The 19,133-nt window shown below is 72.7% G+C and carries 21 protein-coding genes; 10 read left to right on the top strand and 11 right to left on the bottom strand.

Annotated elements, in window-relative coordinates:
* The first annotated feature begins 147 nt into the window (after positions 1–147).
* The 5 genes from F9B16_RS24065 to F9B16_RS24085 are packed head-to-tail and all read left to right on the top strand — an operon-like array spanning position 148 to position 3,925.
* Positions 148–582: a roadblock/LC7 domain-containing protein gene (locus F9B16_RS24065; RefSeq protein ID WP_225991901.1), complete on the top strand. Its 435-nt coding sequence runs from the start codon at positions 148–150 to the stop codon at positions 580–582.
* A complete protein-coding gene (locus F9B16_RS24070; RefSeq protein WP_151542385.1) occupies positions 579–932 on the top strand; it encodes a DUF742 domain-containing protein in 354 nt (117 codons plus the stop codon). Before F9B16_RS24065 ends, F9B16_RS24070 begins: the two co-directional genes overlap by 4 nt.
* Entirely contained in the window at positions 910–1,524 is a 615-nt protein-coding gene (locus F9B16_RS24075) for a GTP-binding protein (RefSeq protein WP_151542386.1), read from the top strand. Before F9B16_RS24070 ends, F9B16_RS24075 begins: the two co-directional genes overlap by 23 nt.
* The gene (locus F9B16_RS24080; protein ID WP_151542387.1) at positions 1,521–2,732 is read left to right on the top strand and encodes a cytochrome P450; all 1,212 of its coding nucleotides are present in this window, start codon (positions 1,521–1,523) and stop codon (positions 2,730–2,732) included. The genes F9B16_RS24075 and F9B16_RS24080 overlap by 4 nt, the downstream gene beginning before the upstream one ends.
* Positions 2,729–3,925: a cytochrome P450 gene (locus tag F9B16_RS24085; protein ID WP_151542388.1), complete on the top strand. Its 1,197-nt coding sequence runs from the start codon at positions 2,729–2,731 to the stop codon at positions 3,923–3,925. Before F9B16_RS24080 ends, F9B16_RS24085 begins: the two co-directional genes overlap by 4 nt.
* Here the strand turns inward: F9B16_RS24085 and F9B16_RS24090 are convergent.
* Positions 3,879–5,315 carry an SPFH domain-containing protein gene (locus F9B16_RS24090; RefSeq protein WP_151542389.1) on the bottom strand — a complete coding sequence of 479 codons (1,437 nt, stop codon included), beginning with the start codon at positions 5,313–5,315 and terminating at the stop codon, positions 3,879–3,881. The genes F9B16_RS24085 and F9B16_RS24090 overlap by 47 nt on opposite strands.
* 94 nt (positions 5,316–5,409) lie before the next feature.
* Between F9B16_RS24090 and F9B16_RS24095 the strand changes: the two genes are divergently transcribed.
* Positions 5,410–7,203, top strand: coding sequence for a cytochrome c oxidase assembly protein (locus F9B16_RS24095; protein ID WP_151542390.1), 1,794 nt, complete (start codon positions 5,410–5,412; stop codon positions 7,201–7,203).
* Here the strand turns inward: F9B16_RS24095 and F9B16_RS24100 are convergent.
* A complete protein-coding gene (locus tag F9B16_RS24100) occupies positions 7,157–8,077 on the bottom strand; it encodes an NADP-dependent oxidoreductase (RefSeq protein WP_151542391.1) in 921 nt (306 codons plus the stop codon). The two genes, F9B16_RS24095 and F9B16_RS24100, sit on opposite strands and share 47 nt — an antisense overlap.
* A 103-nt stretch (positions 8,078–8,180) precedes the next feature.
* Between F9B16_RS24100 and F9B16_RS53670 the strand changes: the two genes are divergently transcribed.
* The 3 genes from F9B16_RS53670 to trxA all read left to right on the top strand — a co-directional run bounded on the left by F9B16_RS53670 (position 8,181) and on the right by trxA (position 9,383).
* Entirely contained in the window at positions 8,181–8,603 is a 423-nt protein-coding gene (locus F9B16_RS53670; RefSeq protein ID WP_192808968.1) for a winged helix-turn-helix transcriptional regulator, read from the top strand.
* Between the two features lie 89 nt (positions 8,604–8,692).
* The gene (locus tag F9B16_RS24110) at positions 8,693–9,187 is read left to right on the top strand and encodes a MerR family transcriptional regulator (RefSeq protein WP_151542393.1); all 495 of its coding nucleotides are present in this window, start codon (positions 8,693–8,695) and stop codon (positions 9,185–9,187) included.
* Positions 9,069–9,383, top strand: a complete 315-nt coding sequence (gene trxA, locus F9B16_RS24115) for a thioredoxin (protein WP_151542394.1) — start codon at positions 9,069–9,071, stop codon at positions 9,381–9,383. Before F9B16_RS24110 ends, trxA begins: the two co-directional genes overlap by 119 nt.
* A 56-nt stretch (positions 9,384–9,439) precedes the next feature.
* Here trxA and secY read toward each other — a convergent pair whose 3' ends face one another.
* The 3 genes from secY to F9B16_RS24130 all read right to left on the bottom strand — a co-directional run bounded on the left by secY (position 9,440) and on the right by F9B16_RS24130 (position 11,840).
* Positions 9,440–10,726 carry a preprotein translocase subunit SecY gene (secY, locus tag F9B16_RS24120; RefSeq protein ID WP_151542395.1) on the bottom strand — a complete coding sequence of 429 codons (1,287 nt, stop codon included), beginning with the start codon at positions 10,724–10,726 and terminating at the stop codon, positions 9,440–9,442.
* A gap of 145 nt (positions 10,727–10,871) precedes the next feature.
* Entirely contained in the window at positions 10,872–11,294 is a 423-nt protein-coding gene (locus tag F9B16_RS24125) for a hypothetical protein (protein ID WP_151542396.1), read from the bottom strand.
* 75 nt (positions 11,295–11,369) lie between these two features.
* The gene (locus F9B16_RS24130) at positions 11,370–11,840 is read right to left on the bottom strand and encodes an SgcJ/EcaC family oxidoreductase (protein WP_151542397.1); all 471 of its coding nucleotides are present in this window, start codon (positions 11,838–11,840) and stop codon (positions 11,370–11,372) included.
* Between the two features lie 91 nt (positions 11,841–11,931).
* Between F9B16_RS24130 and F9B16_RS24135 the strand changes: the two genes are divergently transcribed.
* Positions 11,932–12,369 (top strand): MarR family winged helix-turn-helix transcriptional regulator, encoded by a 438-nt coding sequence (locus F9B16_RS24135; protein WP_151542398.1) that lies wholly within the window; start codon positions 11,932–11,934, stop codon positions 12,367–12,369.
* A gap of 13 nt (positions 12,370–12,382) precedes the next feature.
* On the opposite strand, the gene F9B16_RS24140 is transcribed toward F9B16_RS24135, so the two are convergent.
* The 6 genes from F9B16_RS24140 to F9B16_RS24165 all read right to left on the bottom strand — a co-directional run bounded on the left by F9B16_RS24140 (position 12,383) and on the right by F9B16_RS24165 (position 19,032).
* Positions 12,383–13,360, bottom strand: coding sequence for a LysR family transcriptional regulator (locus F9B16_RS24140; RefSeq protein WP_151542399.1), 978 nt, complete (start codon positions 13,358–13,360; stop codon positions 12,383–12,385).
* A gap of 51 nt (positions 13,361–13,411) precedes the next feature.
* Positions 13,412–14,116, bottom strand: a complete 705-nt coding sequence (locus tag F9B16_RS24145; protein WP_151542400.1) for a Crp/Fnr family transcriptional regulator — start codon at positions 14,114–14,116, stop codon at positions 13,412–13,414.
* Between the two features lie 327 nt (positions 14,117–14,443).
* Positions 14,444–15,214, bottom strand: a complete 771-nt coding sequence (locus F9B16_RS24150) for a succinate dehydrogenase/fumarate reductase iron-sulfur subunit (RefSeq protein WP_151542401.1) — start codon at positions 15,212–15,214, stop codon at positions 14,444–14,446.
* Positions 15,211–17,184: a fumarate reductase/succinate dehydrogenase flavoprotein subunit gene (locus tag F9B16_RS24155; protein WP_151542402.1), complete on the bottom strand. Its 1,974-nt coding sequence runs from the start codon at positions 17,182–17,184 to the stop codon at positions 15,211–15,213. The genes F9B16_RS24150 and F9B16_RS24155 overlap by 4 nt, the downstream gene beginning before the upstream one ends.
* 12 nt (positions 17,185–17,196) lie before the next feature.
* Positions 17,197–18,027 carry a hypothetical protein gene (locus F9B16_RS24160; protein WP_151542403.1) on the bottom strand — a complete coding sequence of 277 codons (831 nt, stop codon included), beginning with the start codon at positions 18,025–18,027 and terminating at the stop codon, positions 17,197–17,199.
* Positions 18,028–18,372: 345 nt separating this feature from the next.
* The gene (locus F9B16_RS24165) at positions 18,373–19,032 is read right to left on the bottom strand and encodes a helix-turn-helix domain-containing protein (protein WP_225991902.1); all 660 of its coding nucleotides are present in this window, start codon (positions 19,030–19,032) and stop codon (positions 18,373–18,375) included.
* Positions 19,033–19,133 lie beyond the last annotated feature (101 nt).

Raw genomic sequence — 19,133 nt, forward strand, 5'->3', positions numbered from 1 at the left:
CACCTGGGCCGAGCCGGTGCGCCCGCCGCGGGAGACCGCCGCCGGGCTCGGCGCCTGGCAGCGCGGCACCCGGTCCGGCCGCGCGGGCACGCCGGCCACCGGCACTCCGGTGCCGCCCCCGGGCGTTGAAGGAAAGGACCTGCGGCCATGAACGAGGGGTGGAACGGCGCGATGGACGACGGCACGAACCGGCTCGGATGGATGCTCGACGACGCCCTGCGGATGCCCGAGACGCGGTACGCGATCCTGCTGTCGGCCGACGGGCTGCTGATGGCCCACTCGGAGCGCATCGGCCGGGACGAGGCGGAGCGGCAGGCGGCCGGCATGTCCGGGCTGCAGTCGCTGGCCCGCAGCACCGCCGAGTTCTGCGGCGACGCGGGCACGACGTGGCGGCAGACCGTCAGCGAGTTCGACGACGGGTACGTGTTCCTCGTCGCGGCGGGGCCGGGCGCCTACCTGGCGGTGTCGGCGACGCAGCACGTGGACATGGAGACGGTGTCGTTCCGGCTCCAGGAGCTGGTGCAGCGGCTGGGCAAGGAGCTGACCAGCCCGCCGCGCCCGGGCGCGGACACCCGCGCATGAGCCGCCGCAACGAGCGCGCGCTGGTGCGCCCGCACGTGGTCACCGGCGGCCGGGCGCACCCGTCCCGCAACGTGTTCGACCTGGTCACGCTGGTGATCTCGGCCGGCGACCTGCCTCGCGCGGGGCTGTCCCCGGAGAAGCTGCGGATCGTCGAGCTGTGCCGGGGCGGCGCGCTGTCGGTCGTGGAGATCGCCGGGCACCTGGCGCTGCCCGTCGGGGTGACGAAGGTGCTGCTGTCCGACCTGGTCGACAGCGGGCACCTCACCACGCGCGCGCCGGCGGCGGCCGCCCCGGCGTCCCGGACCCGGCTCCTGCAGGAGGTGCTCGATGGACTCCGCGCCAGCCTCTGACACCGCTCTCGCGGGGAGCGGCCCGTACCTGCGCGAGACCGTCCGGACCGCGGTCAAGATCCTCATCGTGGGGCACTTCGCGGTCGGCAAGACGACCTACGTCGGGACGCTGTCGGAGATCCGTCCGCTGCGCACCGAGGAGCGGATGACGCAGGCGGGCGCGACCGTCGACGACCTGGCCGGCGTCCGCGACAAGACGACGACCACCGTCGCGATGGACTTCGGCCGGCTGACGCTGAGCGACGACCTCGTCCTGTACCTGTTCGGCGCGCCCGGCCAGCAGCGCTTCACCCGGCTCTGGAACGACCTGGCGCGCGGCGCGCTCGGCGCGCTGATCCTGGTGGACACCGCGCGGCTGCAGGAGTCGTTCGCCGTGATGGACATCGTGGAGAAGCAGGGCCTGCCGTACGCGGTGGCGGTGAACCGGTTCGACGGGTCGCCGGAGTTCCCGGACGCGGAGGTGCGCGAGGCCCTCGACCTCGCGCCGTCGACGCCGCTGGTCACCTGCGACGCGCGGGACCGGGCGTCGTCGACGCACGCGCTGATCGCCCTCGTCGACCATCTGCTCGCCCTCGGCCAGGAGGCGCCGTGACCGTCGACCAGACCCGTCCCGTGGACGGCGCCGGCGGCGACGAGCCCGAGCCCGGGCGGCTCTACGGGCCGGAGTTCGCCGCCGACCCCGGCCGCGTGTACGCGGCGCTCCGCGAGCACGGCGACCTCGCCCCGGTCGAGCTGTCGCCCGGGGTCCCGGCGACGCTCGTCCTCGGCTACGACGCGGCGCTGGAGATCATGCGGGACGCCGAGACCTTCCCGCGCTGCAGCACGGTGTGGGAGGTGGCGGTGGGCCCGGAATGCCCGGTGCTGCCGATGATGATGAGCCGGCCCAACGCCCTGTTCACCAACGGCGCCACGCACGCGCGCCTCCGCGCGGTGATCAAGGAGAGCCTCGACCGGGTGGACCCGGCCGCGCTGCGCGAGCACACCGAGAAGGCCGCGGCGACGCTGATCGACGCGTTCGCGGGCGCGGGCGAGGCCGACCTGATCGGCGAGTACGCGCGCGTGCTGCCGCTGCTGGTGTTCCGCGAGCTGTTCGGCTGCCCGCCCGAGATCGGCGACCGGCTCGTGCGCGGCATGAGCGGGATCTTCGACGGCGTCTCCCCGGAGGAGGCCAACACCATGCTCGGCGAGGCCGCGCGGGACCTCGTCGCGCTGAAGCGGCAGAGCCCGGGCGCGGACGTGGCGTCCTGGATGATGAGCCATCCCGCCGAGCTCGACGACGACGAGATGGCCGAGCAGCTCACGCTGCTGCTCGGCGCCGGCACCGAGCCGGAGCAGAACCTCATCGCCAACGGGCTGCGGCTGCTGCTGTCCGACGACCGGTTCGGCGGCGACCTGTCCGGCGGCAGCCTGCCCGTCGAGGACGCCCTCGACGAGATCCTGTGGACCGACCCGCCGATGGCGAACTACAACACCGCCTTCCCCCGGCAGGACGTCGACTTCCACGGCCACCGGCTGCCCGCCCACCAGCCCGTGCTGATCTCGTACGCGGCGGCGAACACCGACCCGTCCCGCGCCTCGCACGCCCGGACGGGCAACCGCGCCCACCTGGCCTTCGGCGCGGGCCCGCACACCTGCCCGGCCAAGGGCCACGCGCGGGTCATCGCGTCCGCGGCGATCGAGATGCTGCTCGACCGGCTGCCCGACATGGAACTGGCCGTCCCGGCGGACGAGCTGGAATGGCGCCCCGGCCCCTTCCACCGCGCGCTGGTCGCGCTGCCCGTGAGGTTCCCCCCGCAATGACCGGAGCGCCTGTCGAGGCAGACCGCGTGCCCATGTACGGGCCGGAGTTCGCGGAGGCGCCCGAACGCGTCTACGCGCGGATGCGCGAGCACGGCGACCTCGCCCCGGTCGAGCTGGCGCCGGGCGTCCCGGCGACGCTCGTCCTCGGCTACGACGCGGCGCTGGAGGTGCTGCGCGACCCGGCGACGTTCCCGAAGGACGCGCGCCGCTGGCAGGAGGGCGTGCCCGCGGACTGCCCGGTGCTGCCGGTGATGATGTGGCGGGAGAACTGCCAGGCCGCGGACGGCCCCGCGCACGCGCGGCTGCGGTCCGCCGTCGTCGACGGCCTGGCCCGCGTCGACCCGGCCGCGCTGCGCGAGAACATCGAGCGCAACGCCGACCTCGTCATCGACGGCTTCGCCGCGGACGGCGAGGTCGAGCTGATCTCCGGATACGCGCGGACGCTGCCGACGCGGGTGGTGCTGGAGCTGTTCGGGTGCCCGCCGGACATCGGCGAGCGGATGCTGACCGGGCTCGGCGGCATCCTCAACGGCGTCGACGCCGAGGCGAGCAACGCGCTGCTGGGCGGCGCGACGATGGAGCTCGTCGCGCTGAAGCGGGAGAAGCCGGGCGCGGACGTGACGTCGTGGCTGCTGGCCCACCCGTCCGAGCTGACCGACGGGGAGATGCTGCACCAGCTCGTCACGCTGCTCGGCGGCGGTGTCGAGCCGGAGCAGAACCTCATCGCCAACGGCATGCGGCTGCTGCTGTCCGACGACCGGTTCGGCGGCGACCTGTCCGGCGGCAGCCTCCCCGTCGAGGACGCCCTCGACGAGATCCTGTGGACCGACCCGCCCATGGCGAACTTCGGGATCACCTATCCGCGGCAGGACGTCGAGTTCCACGGCCGCCTGCTGCCCGCCGACCAGCCCGTCGTCATCTCCTACGCGGCGGCCAACACCGACCCGTCGCGCGCCGCCGCCGGGCGCGCGGGCAACCGCGCCCACCTGGCGTTCAGCGCCGGCCCGCACACCTGCCCCGCGAAGGGCCAGGCGCGACTGATCGCGTCCGTGGCCATCGAGAAGCTCCTCGACCGGCTGCCCGACATGGAGCTGGCCGTCCCGGTGGACGAGCTGGAATGGCGTCCCGGCCCGTTCCACCGGGCGCTCACCGCGCTGCCCGTCCGCTTCCCTCCGGAGCCGCCCCGCCCGTGACGGAGGGGGCCTCCGCGGTCGCGGCGCGCAGCGCGCCGATCACCGCGGCGAGCTGGGTCAGCAGCCCGGCGACGCTGGTCTGGTCGGCGCCGTTGACGGTGACGGTGCGCAGCTCGTCCGGCTTCGGCAGCCGCTCCAGGATGTCGGGCAGCCGGGTGATCAGCCGCGCCTGGATCGCCGCGGGCGTCTGCTCGTTGTCCATCGCCGCGCGGGCCCGGTCGCGCTCCAGGCCCAGCAGCGCCGTCTCGTGGTGCGACCGCTCCCGCGTCTCCTTCAGCGCCAGCTCGCCCTCGACCCGCAGCCGGTTCAGCTCGTGGTCGCGCTCGATCCGCAGCCGTCCCGTCTCGGCCTCCTCCGCGTGCCGCTCCCGCTCCATCCGCAGCGCGTGCCGGGTCGTCTCCGTCTCCAGCTCGGCGACCTCGCGGGCGTCGTCGTGCTCGCGGCGGGTGCGGCGCAGCCTCTCGGCCGTCTCGGTGTCGAACCGCTCCGCCTCGTTGCGCGACCGCAGCTCCGCCAGCTCCCGCTCGTGCTCCAGCCGCTGCGTCTCCTTCACCCGCTGCGCCGCCATCTCCCGCTGCGCGACGGCCTCCTCCGCCTCCAGCTCCGCCAGCCGCGCGATGCGGCCCTGCTCGGCCCGGTACGGCTTCTGCAGGTTCTCCCACAGCCGCGACGAGCTGACCACCGCCTCCTTGATCTGGACGGTGACGATCCGCAGCCCGAGCCCGCGGTCGCTGTGGTCCTCGCCCTCGGCGACGGCGCGCAGCCGCGCGGTCAGCTCCTCGATGATCGGCTGCTTGTCGCTCAGCACGTCCCGCACGCCCATGCTGGAGACCTTGTCCTTGATGGCCGCCTCCGCCTGCTCGCGCAGCTGCAGGTTCACCACCCGCATCGGGTCCTGCGCGTCGCCGAAGTCGAGCTTGCGGTAGGCGGTCGCGAAGTCCTGGATGATCCACTGGACGTAGCCCTGGACGAGCACGCCCTGCAGCTCGCTGCAGATGCAGTACGCGTTGATCAGGATGGTCTGCGTCGCGCCCGGCACCACCAGGAACGAGTCCGTGGACGGGTTGAACCGGAACGACACCCCCAGCCCGATGTGCAGCGGCTCCGCGCGCCCCCGGCGGGTGTGCACGACGAAGGCGTTCGGCGGGACCAGCACGTTCTTCCACCGCCAGAAGCCCTTGATGCGCACCTCGACCGGGCCCGCTTCGGCGTGCTCGGGGGCGGCGGGCGCACCGCCGAGCACGCGGTCCCGCTTGGCCAGCGGCCCCGGCGGCGGCACCGCGCCGGGCGGCGGCGGCGCCGACCGGCGCGACCTCAGGTCGCCCTCCAGGACGGCCTGCTGCGCGACGACCTTCTCGAGGTAGGTGTTGCCACCGTCGTTGGCGCTCATCGTCCCCTCACCGGATGTCCGTACGCGTCGCCGGAATGGCGGACACTTTAGTGCGCGCTGAACCTTCCGCCCCGGTTCCTGCGTATCCTCCGCCGTGGCAACGCAACCGCGGCAGGCACCCGGGACCGACCGCCCCCTCCTCGTGACGGTGGCGCTCGCGGCGGCCCTGCTCGTCCTCGCGCTGGTCGTACGGCTCGGCGGGTCGCTCGGCGCCGCCGCGGCGCCCGGGCTGTCGGAGGCCGGCGCGCTGACCGAGACCGGCCTCGCCGTCGCCAAGCTCGGCGTGAACGCCGCGTCCACCGTGACGGTCGGCTGGCTGCTCGCCGCCGCCGTGTACGTCCCGGCGACGGACGCCGCGCGCCGGTGCCTGCGGGCGGCGTCGCTGAGCGCGCTGGCGTGGGCGCTGTGCACGCTCGCGCTCGCGGCGTTCAGCGTGTCCGACCTGTTCGGGATCGGTCTCACCGGGATCAGCGGCGACATGCTGCGGGCGTTCCTCATCGACCTGCCGCAGGGCCGGGCGCTGGTCCTCGTCTTCGCGACCGCCGCCGCGCTCTGGTGGACGGCCCGGCTGCCCGCCGCCCCCGGCGCCGCCGGATACCTGCTGCTCGCGGCGGTCGCCGGGCTGATGCCGCCGCTGTTCACCGGCCACGCCGCGACCGGGTCCCACCACGCGCTCGCCGTGTTCAGCCTCGCCGCCCACATCGCGGGCGCCGCGCTGTGGATCGGCGGGCTCGTGGCGCTCGTCCTCCTCGCACCGGAGATCCGGGACCGGTTGCCACGTGTGGTGGAGCGCTACAGCGGGCTCGCGCTGGTCGCGTTCACCGTCGTCGGTGTGAGCGGCGCGGTGAACGCGTGGATCCGGCTCGGCGGCCTGCACCTCGGATCGCGCTACGGCGCGCTGATCGTGGCGAAGGCCGCCGCGCTCGTCGCCCTCGGCGCCATGGGCTGGTGGCACCGCCGCGCCACGATCCCCGCGCTGGCGTCGGCGCCCCGGCCGTTCGTCCGGCTCGGGTCGGCCGAGATCGTGACGATGGCGGCGACGATGGCGCTCGCGACCGGCCTGTCGCGGACGCCGCCGCCCGAGGTCTCGCCCGGCACCATCGACGCGGTGGCGCTGCGGCTCGGCTTCCCGCTGCCCGGCCCGGCCGGCGTCGCCGCGTACCTAACGCACTGGTGGATCGACCCGTTGTTCCTGGTACTCGTCCTCCTCGGCGCCGTCCTGTACGGAGTCGGGGTGGCACGGGCAGGGAGCTGGCCCGTGGGACGTAGCGTCGCGTGGGCCGCCGGGTTGAGCGTCCTACTGTTCGCCATGGGCAGCGGCATCGCTCGCTACAGCATGGTCCTGTTCAGCGCCCACGCCCTGCAGCACGTCCTGGTCGGAGTGGTGGCGCCGATACTGCTTCTGTACGGACGTCCCTTGCAGCTCGTACCTGCGGGCTCGCTGCCCGCCGCCGCCGTCGACAGCCGGGGCGTGCGGTTCCTCAGAGAACCGGCCGTGTCCTCAGCGCTGTTCCTTCTGAGCCTCTACGCCTATTACGTCTCGCCCCTGTTCGGTGCGTCGCTCGCCAACCACGCACTCCACTCGCTGGCGATGGCCTGCTTCCTCACGATCGGCCTGGCGTTCTTCAGCAGCGTGCGCGTACCGGTCGTCCTGCCACTGCTGCTCGTCGCCGCCGGGATCGTCCTCATGCTGGACGGGACCGTCCTCGGCGGCGGCTGGTACGAGGGCCTCGGACGCCGCTGGGGCGCGGCTCCGCTGCACGACCAGCACGCGGGCGCCGCTCTCCTGTGGACCGCGGCTGCGCCCGCGGCGCTGTTCCACCTCGTCCGGCGGGTCCGCCTCACACGGCGAGGACGATCTTCCCCGTCACCCGTCCCGTCTCGCTGAGCGCGTGCGCCTTCGCCGCGTCCGCCAGCGGCAGCACCTCCTCGACCACCGCCCGCACCCCGGCGTCCGCGGCCTCCGCCAGGTCCGCGCCGGACGGCGTGAACCCGAACTCGACGAACCGCACGCCCCGCTCCTCGGCCAGCCGCCGCACCTCCGTCCGGTCCGGACCGGTGCCGCGCACGTCGACCAGCAGCCCGCCGGGCTTCAGCGTCCGCAGCGACCGGGGCCCGTAGTCGCCGGCGATCGGGTCCAGGACCACGTCGACGTCCCGGACGGCCTCCGCGAAGTCCTCCGCCGTGTAGTCGACCAGCTCATCCGCGCCGAGCCCGCGCAGGAACGCGTGCTTGGCGGCGCGCGCCGTGCCGATCACGTGCGCGCCGCGCGCCTTGGCGATCTGCACGGCCAGATGCCCGATCCCGCCCGCCGCCGCGTGTACGAGCACCCGCTGCCCCGCGCTCACCCCCGCGACCCGGACCAGCGGCTGCCACGCCGTCAGCACCGCGGTGGGCAGCGCCGCCGCCTGCACCAGGTCCAGGCCGTCCGGAACGCGGGCGAGCCGCTCCTGCGGGACCGCGACGAACTCGGCGTACGAACCGTTCGGCGGGAACGTGTTCCCGAACACCGCGTCCCCCGGCCGGAACCCGGACGCGCCCTCGCCGACGGCCTCGACCACGCCCGCGACGTCCAGGCCGAGCGTGAACGGCGGCTCGGCGAGCCTCCGCACGGCCCCCGAACGGATCTTCCAGTCCGCCGGGTTCACCCCGGCCGCCGCGACCCGGACCAGCACCTCGCCCGGCCCCGCGTCCGGCCGCGGGACCTCGGCGACCTCCAGCACCTCCGGACCGCCCCACGTCCGCTGGACCACAGCACGCATCTCCGGCACCCCTTCCCCGCGGCCGCCCGGCCGCCCGGCGTCCATGCTGGAGGAGCCCGGTACCCGTTGTGAAGAAGGCACCTGTTTGATATCCAGGTACCTTGTGGATACCACCCCGAGTGATCGCTGGCCCCTGACCTACCGCCGCGACTGCCCGTCCCGCACGGTCATCGAGGTCCTCGCGAACAAGTGGACGCTCTACGTGCTCGGCGCCCTCCGCCGCAGCGACGGGCCGATGCGCTTCAACGAGATGCGCCGCGCCCTCGACGGCATCACCCAGAAGATGCTCACCCAGACCCTGCGCGCCCTCGAACGCGACGGCCTCGTCAGCCGCACCGTCTACCCGACCGTCCCGCCGCGCGTCGAGTACGGCCTCACCCCGCTCGGCGCCGAGGCCGGCCGCCTGACCAGCGCCATCGCCGACTGGGCCATCGCCAACGTGGGCGACATCCTCACCGCCCGGGAGTCCTTCGACGCCCGTCCCGACCCCGCGCCGCTCGACCTTGCCGCGCCCGCTCGACCTTGACGCGCCCGCTCGACCTTGACGCGCCCGCTTGACCTTGACGCGCACGTCAAGGCGTACGGTCGCTGACGGCCACCGAAGGAGGATCTCCGATGCTGATCGGCGAGCTGGCCGAACGCGCCGGCGTCAGCACCCGCACGCTGCGCTTCTACGAGCAGCAGGGGCTGATCACCGCGCGCCGCGCGCCCAACGGGTACCGCCAGTACGACGAGTCCGACCTGCGGCTCGTCGCGCAGATCCGGTCGCTGCTCGCGGCCGGGTTCACGCTGGAGGACACCCGCCCGTTCGTGGACTGCCTGCGCTCCGGGCACGCCACCGGCGACGCGTGCCCCGAGCCGGTCGCGGTCTACCGCCGCAAGCTCGCCGAGATCGACGCCGAGATCGCCACCCTCGTCCGGCGCCGCGCCGACGTGGCCGCCCAACTCGCCCGGGCGTGCCCGGGCTGCACCGTCCCGCAGGAGGCGACCGATGATCACCGTGACCAGCGCGACCTTCGACGAGCAGGTCCTGAACGCCCCGGGCCCCGTCCTGGTCGACTTCTGGGCCGACTGGTGCCCGCCGTGCAAGATGATCGCGCCGATCCTTGAGCAGCTCGACGCCGAGCTCGGCGACCGCCTCACCATCGCGTCGCTGAACGGCGACGAGAACCCCGACATCGCGAGCCGGTACGGCGTCCTCGGCTTCCCGACGCTGACGCTCTACAAGGGGGGCGAGGTCGTCCATCAGATGGTCGGCGCCAAGCCCAAGCGCCACCTGCTCGCCGCTCTGACCCCGCACCTGTGAACCCGCGGTGACGCGGGTCCGCCGCCGGGACGGCGCGTCCCGGCGGCGGGCCACGTTCAGCGGAGGAACCCCTCGTAGTTGTGCTGCTGGAGCCGGCTCTCGATCTGCTTGACGGTGTCCAGCCCGACGCCGACGGCGATGAGGATCGTCGTCCCGCCGAACGGGAACTGGTCGCCGACGTCCAGGAGCGTCAGCGCCGCCATCGGGATGAGCGCGACGAGGCCCAGGTAGGCCGCGCCGGGCGCGGTGACGCGGGTCAGGACGTGGTCGAGGTACTCGGCGGTGGGGCGTCCCGGCCGGATGCCGGGCACGAAACCGCCGTACTTCTGCATGTTGCCGGCGACCTCCACCGGGTTGAACGTGATCGCCACGTAGAAGTAGGTGAAGAACACGATCAGCGCGAAGAACGCGCCCATGTGCCACGGGTTCGCCTGGTCCAGGTAGGGCTGGATCCGCTGCAGCCATCTCACGTCAGGCCACAGCCGCGTGGCGAGCAGCGGCAGGTACAGCAGCGACGAGGCGAAGATGACCGGGATGATCCCCGCCTGGTTGACCTTCAGCGGGAGGTAGGTCGAGGTGCCGCCGTAGACGCGGCGGCCGACCATCCGCTTGGCGTACTGCACCGGGATGCGCCGCTGCGCCTGCTCGACGAGGACGACACCGGCCATGATCGCCAGCCCGACGACGATGACCAGCGCGAACACGAACCCGCCCTTGGCCTGGTAGATGCCCCACAGCTGGCCGGGGAAGACGGCCACCACCTGCGTGAAGATCAGCACCGACATCCCGTTGCCGACGCCCCGCTCGGTGACGAGCTCGCCCAGCCACATCGTGACGGCCGTCCCGGCGACCATGCAGACCACCATCGTCGCGATCGGGAAGATCCCCTTGTCGTGCAGGATGCCGTCCGAGCCCTGGAACAGCTGCCCGGCGGACGTCATCGCGACGACGCTCGTGCCCTGCAGAATCGCGAGCGCGACCGTGAGGTAGCGGGTGTACTGCGTGATCTTCGTGGTGCCGGACTGCCCCTCCTTCTTCAGCGCCTCCAGCTTCGGGACGACCACCGTCAGCAGCTGCAGGATGATGCTCGCGGTGATGTACGGGTAGACGCCGAGCGCGAAGACCGACAGCTTCAGCAGCGCGCCGCCGCTGAACAGGTCGAGCAGCCCGTACAGCTGGTTGCTCTTCTTCGCGGCGTCGGCGGCGGACTTCAGCGCCGCCACGTCCACGTTCGGCAGCGGCACGTTCTGCCCCAGCCGGAACACGAGGACGACGAACAGGGTGAACAGCAGTCTCTTGCGCAGGTCCGGGGTCCGGAACGCGCGGGCGAACGCGGTCAGCACGCCGCGTCCACTGGGGGGTGCGCGGGCAGGGTGAACCGGGCGAGCGCATGGCGCGCTCGCCGCATGGCGAAGCGGAAGATGACCGACCTCCATACGGGGACGCCGCAGCGTCCGCAGGACTACTGCGGCCGATGACAGATGAGCGTCAGGAACCCGTGCAGGTAGGAGGCCCTCGCACCGGTGCGGTGCCGATGTGGACGGACGCCGGGACGACCGTGCGCGACCGGGCGGCCGCGGCGCGGACCCGCTGGAGTGCCAGGTCGGGAGCGGCGGACGGCAGGACCGAGTGGTCGCCGTGCCGCTCGGGCGAGACGAACCCGAGCCGTTTCCAGAGGTGGACGTCCGCCGCGGAGAACCGCGGCCAGGCGGGCGCGGAGCGGCGTTCGCGGGCGGGCGAGGACGCGAGGCCCCGCGAGCCGGCGCCGCTCGCCGCCGCTGCCGTCCCGACCCGGACGATCTCGACGGCCGCGGCGTTCGGGACGACGGACAGGGTGGCCGTCAGGGCGAAGCCGAAGAAGCCCGCCAGCAGCCTCACCAAGTGGCGCTGCCGGGAGGTGCGGTCGTCCACACCGGCCTCCCCTCGCCGCCCGCCGCCCGTCCCGCAACCGTACAACGCCTTCGGCGGCCGGGCCGCCGAACCGGATCAGCGGGCCGCCGGCGCCGCGGCGGGCATCGTGTTGGGCGCCGCGGCGGGCTTGGTGGCGGGCTGGAACCGGAAGGAGACGGCCTCCATCAGCGACTTGTGCAGGGTGTTCTGGAAGGCCGCAAGCCGCCACCGGCCGTCGGCGCAGCGGACCACGGTGTTCGTCTGCAGCTTCTTCAGCTTGCCGGGCGCCTTCTTGTAGGTGTCGCCGCGCGTGACGACCACGGCGCTGCCGGGCGCCGTCATCCGGATGTCGACGATCTCGCAGGCCAGCTTCGTCCCCTTCAGGAAGCTGTCGAAGAGGGCCTGATGCGCGGCGCCGATCTCCTCCGCGCCGCGGTAGAGGGTGCCGACATAGGTGATGTAGGTGGCGTCGGCGGTGAAGCAGGCGCCGTAGGCGGCGCCGTCCCCGCGGTCCCAGGCGTCGGTGAGCTGCTCGAACAGGGCGCGGATCGCGGTCTCGTCGGTCATGGCGGATCCCTCCATGATAGCTTCTTTGCAGAAGTTTCTGCTTTGAAGATTTCTCTTCGTTGAGGAAGAGATTAAGTGGCGGGAGGTCGCAATGTCAACGCCCGAGCCCGAGTCGGAGACCTACCGGCGCTACCTCAGCGCCGTCATGCTGCACGGGGCCGCCGGCGCCCGCGCCTGCGGGCTCGGCGCCACCGACCTGTACGCGCTGAACATCCTCGACCTCGCCGGGGCCATGACGCCGGGCGAGCTGTCCGCGCGGACCGGGCTGACGACGGGGCCGACCACCCGGCTGATCGACCGGCTGGAGCAGGCCGGGTACGTCCGCCGCGTCCCCTCCCCGGACGACCGCCGCAAGGTGATCGTCGAGCCCGCCGGCGAGCCCGCGGACCTGGACCGCGTCCTCGCGCCCGCCCGCCGCCGGATCGGCGAGATCATCGGCGGGTACGCGCCCGAGCAGCGCGCGGTCCTCTTCGACTACTTCCGGCGCGCCGCCGACGCCTACCGCGAGGCCGCCGACGACCTGCGCTGACGCGCCGCCGCCATCAGTCGCGGAGGAGGGTCTCCACGCCGGCGGGGAGGCTGCCCGCCGCGCCCGCCTCCACGAGGAACGTCATCAGCAGGTCCTGGAACGCGCGCGCCGCGTGCGTCAGGTCGACGTCCTTGCGGTGCGCCAGCGCGATCGTGCGGAGGAGACCGGGACCGTGGTGGCCGCGCCGCGCCTCCTCGTCGGCGAGGACGAGCGGCGTCCCGCGCAGACCGGGCCGTCCCGCGAGGACCATGCTGGGCACGACCGCGATCCCGAGGCCCGCCTCGACGAACCGCAGCACGGCGTCCATCTCGCCGCCCTCGACGGCGAACCGCGGCTCGAACCCCGAGGCCCGGCACGCGCTGATCGTCGCCTCGCGCAGGTCGTACCCCGGCCGGAACATCACCAGCGGACGGTTCCGCAGGTCCTCGATGCGCAGGTAGGAGCGGCGCGGCATCTGCACCGCCGCGGAGTCGCCGTCCGGGGAGGCCACCACCAGGTACTCGCGCAGTATCGGCGTGGTGTCCAGCGGCGGGTCGCCGTGCAGCGGCAGGATCACCAGGGCCAGGTCCAGCGAGCCGCGGGTCAGCTCCTTGACGAGGTCCCGCGACCCGCCCTCCTCCACCAGCAGCTGGATGCCGGGATAGTCGTCGTGGAAGCGGCGCAGCACGTCCGCGAGGAGCCCCGCGCACAGCGACGGCGTGGCGCCCAGCCGGACGCGCCCGCGCCGCAGCCCGGTCAGCTCCTGCACCTCCAGCCGCGCCGTGTCCACGTCCGCGAGGATGCGCTTGGCCAGCGGCAGCAGCGCCTCCCCCGCCGGCGTCAGGGTGATGTTCCCCCGCGCGCGGCTGAAGAGGGGCGCGTTCAGCTCGGTCTCCAGCGCGCGGATCTGCTTGGACAGCGACGGCTGCGCCACCCGCAGGAGCTCGGCGGCCTGCGTGAAGTGGCGAACCTCCGCGACCGCGACGAAGTAGGCGAGCTGCTGTAGCTGCATCCTGCACAGAGTACGGGCCCGCCCCGGCGCCGCCCGCGGCCGCCTCGGCCGTCAGCGCGCGTGGCGGCGCAGGGCCTGCAGGTCGTGCACGATCAGCCGGCGGCGGCCCGTCTCGATCCAGCCGTGCCGGCGCAGCGTCCGCAGCGCCTTGCTGACGGCCTCCCGCGACGCGCCGACCCACCCGGCCAGCTCCTCCTGGGACAGGTTCAGCGTGATCCGGACGCTCTGCCCGCCGGTGCGGCCCGCCGCGCCCGCGCGGCCGTCGTAGGGCTGCCCGAACCGCTCCGCCAGCTCGACGAGGCGCTGCGCCACCCGGCCCGTCGCGTCGAACATGCCGAACTCGACGCGCTTGCGGTCCGCGTCGCGCCAGCGCTGGCACAGCATCCGCATGATGATGATGGACACCCGCCCGTGCGCCTGCAGGAACGCCATGAACTCCTCGGCCGTGACGGCGAGCGCCCGCGCCGGCTCCAGCGCGGAGACGGTCGCCGAGCGGGGCAGGCCGTCGATCGCGGCGACCTCGCCCAGCAGGGCGCCGGGGCCGCGCACCGCGAGCAGCGCCTCGCCGCCGTGCTCGCGGTAGGAGAACGCCTTGACCCGGCCGCTCAGCAGGACCGCGACCCAGCTGGAGCGGTCCCCCTCGACGAACAGCGTGTCCCCCCGGGCGAAGTCGCGGACACGGCCGCGGGATTCCAGGTCGCCGCGTTCCGCCGGAGTGAGCTCGGCGAGGAACGAACCCGGTTCGAGGGGGCTCATGCCCACCACGCTAAGGGGAACCCGGCGGCACGGGTCCCGGGGGATAATCACGAATTTGTCACGCGTTGTGTGCACTCTTCCCTATTCAGCGGGACGCGCGGGCGCCAGGGTTGATCGCGGCGTGTGCGGCCGGCAGGCCGCCGGCGCCCGGCTTGCGCGGAGGCACGGTGGACAGGGGCGCCGTGCCCCCGGCGGCGAGCACGGCGTTCATGGGGAACGGCGGAACGGCGGGCGGCGGTCCGGGGGCATCGCCGCCCGCCGTCGCCGCCCGCCGTCGCCGCCCGCCGTCACCTGGTCAGGCCGTCACCGGTTCGGGGCGTCACCGGGTCACGCGGACGGGGTGTCCTGGCCCTTCTTGACGATGCCGAGCTTGGTGCCGAGCCACACGACCGGGTCGTACTTGCGGCCGACGACCCGCTCCTTCATCGGGATCAGCGCGTTGTCGGTGATCTTGATGTGCTCGGGGCACACCTCGGTGCAGCACTTGGTGATGTTGCAGAACCCGAGGCCGTGGTCCTTCGCCGCGATCTCCCGCCGGTCCGCCTGGTCGGCCGGGTGCATCTCCAGCTCCGCGATCCGCATGAGGAACCGCGGCCCGGCGAACTCGGGCTTGTTCTCCTCGTGGTCGCGGATCACGTGGCAGACGTTCTGGCACAGGTAGCACTCGATGCACTTGCGGAACTCCTGCGAGCGCTCGACGTCCTCCTGCTGCATCCGGAACTCGCCCGGCTTGACGTCGCCCGGGTCGAACGACGGGATCTGCCGCGCCTTCTCGTAGTTGAACGACACGTCCGTCACGAGGTCGCGGATCACCGGGAACGTGCGGATCGGGGTGACGGTGATCGTCTCGTCCTCGGTGAAGGTGGACATCCGCGTCATGCACATCAGCCGCGGCATGCCGTTGATCTCCGCCGAGCACGACCCGCACTTGCCGGCCTTGCAGTTCCACCGGACGGCGAGGTCCGGCGCCTGCGTCGCCTGCAGCCGGTGGATGATGTCGAGGACGACCTCGCCCTCGTTCACCTCGACCGTGTAGTCCGTCAGCTCGCCCGCGCCGTCGTCGCCGCGCCAGACCTTGAACTTGGCCTCGTAGCTCACTGCTCGCCCTCCTCGTCGTCCACAGCGGCGCCCCCGGCGGTCGCATCGGCCTCCGCCGCCACGTCGGCCGGCAGCTCCTCGGCCGTGAGGTACTTCTTCAGCTCGTCGGTCTCGAACAGGCCCAGCAGGTCCTCGCGCATCGGCGTCATCGGCTGGCGCTTCAGCTCGACGTGCGGGGACGACGGGTCCCCGGCGAGGCTGCAGACCAGGTTGACCTTCCGCCACTCCGCCGACATCTGCGGGTAGTCGTCGCGGGTGTGCCCGCCGCGGCTCTCCTGCCGCTCCAGCGCCGCCTTCGCGACCGCCTCCGACACCAGCATCATGTTCCGCAGGTCCAGCGACAGGTGCCAGCCCGGGTGGTAGCCGCGCCCGTCGTCGCCCACCGCGACCGGCGTGACGCCGACGTGGGCGACCCGCTCGCGGAGCTTGCCGAGCGCCTCGATGGCCTGCTGCAGCTCCGCCTCCTTGCGGATGATGCCGACCAGGTCGTTCATCGTCTGCTGCAGCTCGGCGTGGACGGCGTAGGGGTTCTCGCCGTCCTCCCGCTCGAACGGCGCGAGCGCCTCCGCGACCGCCGCCTCGATCTCCGACTCCGGGACGCTGGGGCGCTCGGGAAGGGCGTCGATGTACTCCGACGCGCCGAGCCCGGCCCGGCGGCCGAAGACCAGCAGGTCGGACAGGGAGTTGCCGCCGAGCCGGTTCGAGCCGTGCATGCCGCCGGAGACCTCGCCGGCCGCGAACAGCCCCGGCACCTTCGCCGCGCCGGTGTCCGGGTCGACCTCGACGCCGCCCATCACGTAGTGGCAGGTCGGGCCGACCTCCATCGGCTCCTTGGTGATGTCGACGTCCGCCAGCTCCTTGAACTGGTGGTGCATCGACGGCAGCCGCCGGACGATCTCCGCGGCGCCGCCCGGCATCCGGTCGACGACGGTGAGGAACACGCCGCCGTGCGGCGATCCCCGGCCGGCCTTCACCTCGGAGTTGATCGCGCGGGCCACCTCGTCACGGGGCAGCAGCTCCGGCGGCCGCTTGTTGTTGTCGGGGTCGTCGTACCAGCGGTCGCCCTCCTCCTCGGTGGTGGCGTACTGGTTCTTGAAGACCTCGGGGACGTAGTCGAACATGAACCGCCGGCCCTCGGAGTTCTTGAGGACGCCGCGGTCGCCGCGCACCGACTCGGTGACGAGGATCCCCTTCACCGACGGCGGCCAGACCATGCCGGTCGGGTGGAACTGCACGAACTCCATGTTCAGCAGCGTCGCACCGGCGAGCAGCGCCAGCGCGTGCCCGTCGCCGGTGTACTCCCAGGAGTTCGACGTGACCTTGAACGCCTTGCCGATGCCGCCGGTCGCCAGCACCACCGAGGGCGCCTCGAACACGACGAACTTGCCGGTCTCGCGGACGTAGGCGAACGCGCCGCAGATCCGGTCGCCGTCCTTCAGCAGCCGCGTCACGGTCGTCTCGGCCCACACCTTGAGCCGGGCCTCGTAGTCGCCGTGCTCGGCGTGGTCCTCCTGCTGCAGCGCGACGATCTTCTGCTGCGCGGTGCGGATCAGCTCCAGGCCCGTCCGGTCGCCGACGTGCGCCAGCCGCGGGTACTCGTGCCCGCCGAAGTTGCGCTGGCTGATCTTGCCGTCCTTGGTGCGGTCGAACAGCGCGCCCCAGTGCTCCAGCTCCCAGATGCGCTCGGGCGCCTCCTTGGCGTGCAGCTCGGCCATCCGCCAGCTGTTCATGAACTTGCCGCCGCGCATGGTGTCGCGGAAGTGCACCTGCCAGTTGTCGTTGGGGTTGACGTTCCCCATCGCCGCGGCGGCGCCGCCCTCGGCCATCACCGTGTGCGCCTTGCCGAACAGCGACTTGGAGATGATCGCGGTCTTCTTGCCCTGGAGGCGGGCCTCGATCGCCGCCCGCAGCCCGGCGCCGCCGGCACCGATCACCACGACGTCGTAGGCGTGCCTCTCGATCTCAGTCATGATCCTTTGGCCTCAGTTGAAGATGCGGGGGTCGGAGAAGACGCCGCCGGCCACGAACGCGACGTAGGCGTCGGCCACCACCAGCGAGCCCAGCGTGATCAGGGCGTAGGTCCCGTGGTTCTGGTTGATCTTGGAGACCCAGCCCCACATGCGGTACCGGAGGGGATGCTTGGAGAAGTTCTTCAGCCGCCCGCCGACGATGTGCCGGCACGAGTGGCACGACAGCGTGTACAGCCAGAGCAGGACCACGTTGGCGACCAGGATGATCGTGCCGAGCCCGATGCCGAACCCGCCGTCCTTGCCGTGGAAGGCGCGGACCGCGTCCCAGGTGTTGATGACGGAGATGAGGAACGCGGCCATCCAGAAGTAGCGGTGCAGGTTCTGGCCGATGAGGGGGAAGCGGCGCTCGCCGGTGTACTTGCCGTGCGGCTCGCGCACCGCGCAGGCCTGCGGCGACGCCCAGAACGAGCGGTAGTAGGCCTTGCGGTAGTAGTAGCAGGTAAGCCGGAACAGCAGCAGGAACGGCAGCGTGATGATCGCGAAGGGGATCCAGCCGCGGGTGCCCGCCGGCAGGAAGGTGCCGAACTCGGCGGCGTCGCCCGTGTGGCCGTTGACGGTGACGTTGCTGCAGATGTCGTTCAGGCAGGGCGAGTAGAACGGCGTCAGGTAGTGGTATTGCGGGACGTAGAACGCCGCGCCCCAGAAGGCCCTGACGGTCGCGTACACCACCCACGCGGTGAAGATCACGAACGTCGTGATCGGATACAGGCGCCAGTTGTCCTTGCGGAGCGTGCGTTCCTTGATCTGGGCGCGCGACTTGGCCGGCGCCTCCATAGTGCTCATCGATCGCTCTCCTGAGCTCGGGTCGTCGTGTCCCCGTACCACGGTCTGAGCGCACTCGCGCGGCCGTCGCGCCCGGCCTGGGGCGCCGTCCCGCATGCGCGCGGTGACGCCTCGTGTGCGCTTCCAGCGAAGCGACCTTACGCCACCCCGCGGGAGCTGTGACATACATAACAGCCAGACCCGCATGTGACCCTGACCACAGACTTTAGCCCCGGAAACGCGCTACTGCACCGCCCGGTTCTCATAACCAGTCGTTATGGCCCAGCGGAATCGAGACGAGCACGCCGCGGCATGACCGAGCGGCCATCCGGCCAGCGAGAGCGCGCATGCGGCGGGCGAACGCGCTCAGTGACCGCGGGCGTCCCGGACGATGCGCGCGTAGTGGGCCTCGGCCTCGCTCGTGCGGCCGTTCCCGTACACGCGGAGCAGTTCCGCCAGGTCCGGGAAGCGGTCGCCGATGAGCGCCGCCGCGGCCTCGATCTCGGCGGCCGAGGCGACCTCGCGCAGCAGCGCCTGGACGAGCCGCGCCGGCTGCTCGGCGTACACGGGCCCGCCGCCCGCGACGCCCTGCGCGACGCCACCACCCTGCGCGACGCCACCACCCTGCGCGGTGCCGCCGGACGTGTCCCGGTCGGCGGCGCCGCCGACCGGGACGCGGCCGGACGTCGCGGCGCGCAGGCCCGAGGTCGTCGCGGCCGACTCGGCGCCGATCGCCTTCAGCCGCTCCCTGACCTCGGCCGCCGCCATCGCGTCGAAGCCGGGGTCGGCGGCGAGGTCCTCGGCGGCCAGCAGCCGGTGCAGCACGGCCGGGTTGCTGATCTTGGCGCGCTGCCCCGACATCAGCTGGGAGAGCATCGGCGCGGACAGCCCGAGGACGCCGGCGAGCGCCGACTGGGAGAGGCCGAGCCGGTCCAGGAGCCGGCGGACGCGGTCGCCCAGCGGCTCGCCGTACCACTCGGTCTGGAGCGCCCGGTTCCGGTCGACCGTCTCCGCGGCAACGCCCACTTTCGCCGCCCCCTCTTGACTCTTCACAGTTGCAAACGATAGATTCTCGAACGCAATGATGCGCGGTGACCTCGCCACCATCGTGCCACGGCGAGCGATCT

The sequence above is a fragment of the Actinomadura montaniterrae genome (assembly GCF_008923365.1).
In the GTDB taxonomy this organism is placed as follows: Bacteria; Actinomycetota; Actinomycetes; order Streptosporangiales; family Streptosporangiaceae; genus Spirillospora; species Spirillospora montaniterrae.

Coding starts and splice junctions, on each gene's coding strand:
- F9B16_RS24065 (WP_225991901.1), top strand. CDS start 148: ATGAACGAGGGGTGGAACGGCGCGATGGACGACGGCACGAACCGGCTC.
- F9B16_RS24070 (WP_151542385.1), top strand. CDS start 579: ATGAGCCGCCGCAACGAGCGCGCGCTGGTGCGCCCGCACGTGGTCACC.
- F9B16_RS24075 (WP_151542386.1), top strand. CDS start 910: ATGGACTCCGCGCCAGCCTCTGACACCGCTCTCGCGGGGAGCGGCCCG.
- F9B16_RS24085 (WP_151542388.1), top strand. CDS start 2,729: ATGACCGGAGCGCCTGTCGAGGCAGACCGCGTGCCCATGTACGGGCCG.
- F9B16_RS24090 (WP_151542389.1), bottom strand. CDS start 5,315: ATGAGCGCCAACGACGGTGGCAACACCTACCTCGAGAAGGTCGTCGCG.
- F9B16_RS24100 (WP_151542391.1), bottom strand. CDS start 8,077: ATGCGTGCTGTGGTCCAGCGGACGTGGGGCGGTCCGGAGGTGCTGGAG.
- F9B16_RS24110 (WP_151542393.1), top strand. CDS start 8,693: ATGCTGATCGGCGAGCTGGCCGAACGCGCCGGCGTCAGCACCCGCACG.
- trxA (WP_151542394.1), top strand. CDS start 9,069: ATGATCACCGTGACCAGCGCGACCTTCGACGAGCAGGTCCTGAACGCC.
- F9B16_RS24130 (WP_151542397.1), bottom strand. CDS start 11,840: ATGACCGACGAGACCGCGATCCGCGCCCTGTTCGAGCAGCTCACCGAC.
- F9B16_RS24135 (WP_151542398.1), top strand. CDS start 11,932: ATGTCAACGCCCGAGCCCGAGTCGGAGACCTACCGGCGCTACCTCAGC.
- F9B16_RS24140 (WP_151542399.1), bottom strand. CDS start 13,360: ATGCAGCTACAGCAGCTCGCCTACTTCGTCGCGGTCGCGGAGGTTCGC.
- F9B16_RS24145 (WP_151542400.1), bottom strand. CDS start 14,116: ATGAGCCCCCTCGAACCGGGTTCGTTCCTCGCCGAGCTCACTCCGGCG.
- F9B16_RS24155 (WP_151542402.1), bottom strand. CDS start 17,184: ATGACTGAGATCGAGAGGCACGCCTACGACGTCGTGGTGATCGGTGCC.
- F9B16_RS24160 (WP_151542403.1), bottom strand. CDS start 18,027: ATGAGCACTATGGAGGCGCCGGCCAAGTCGCGCGCCCAGATCAAGGAA.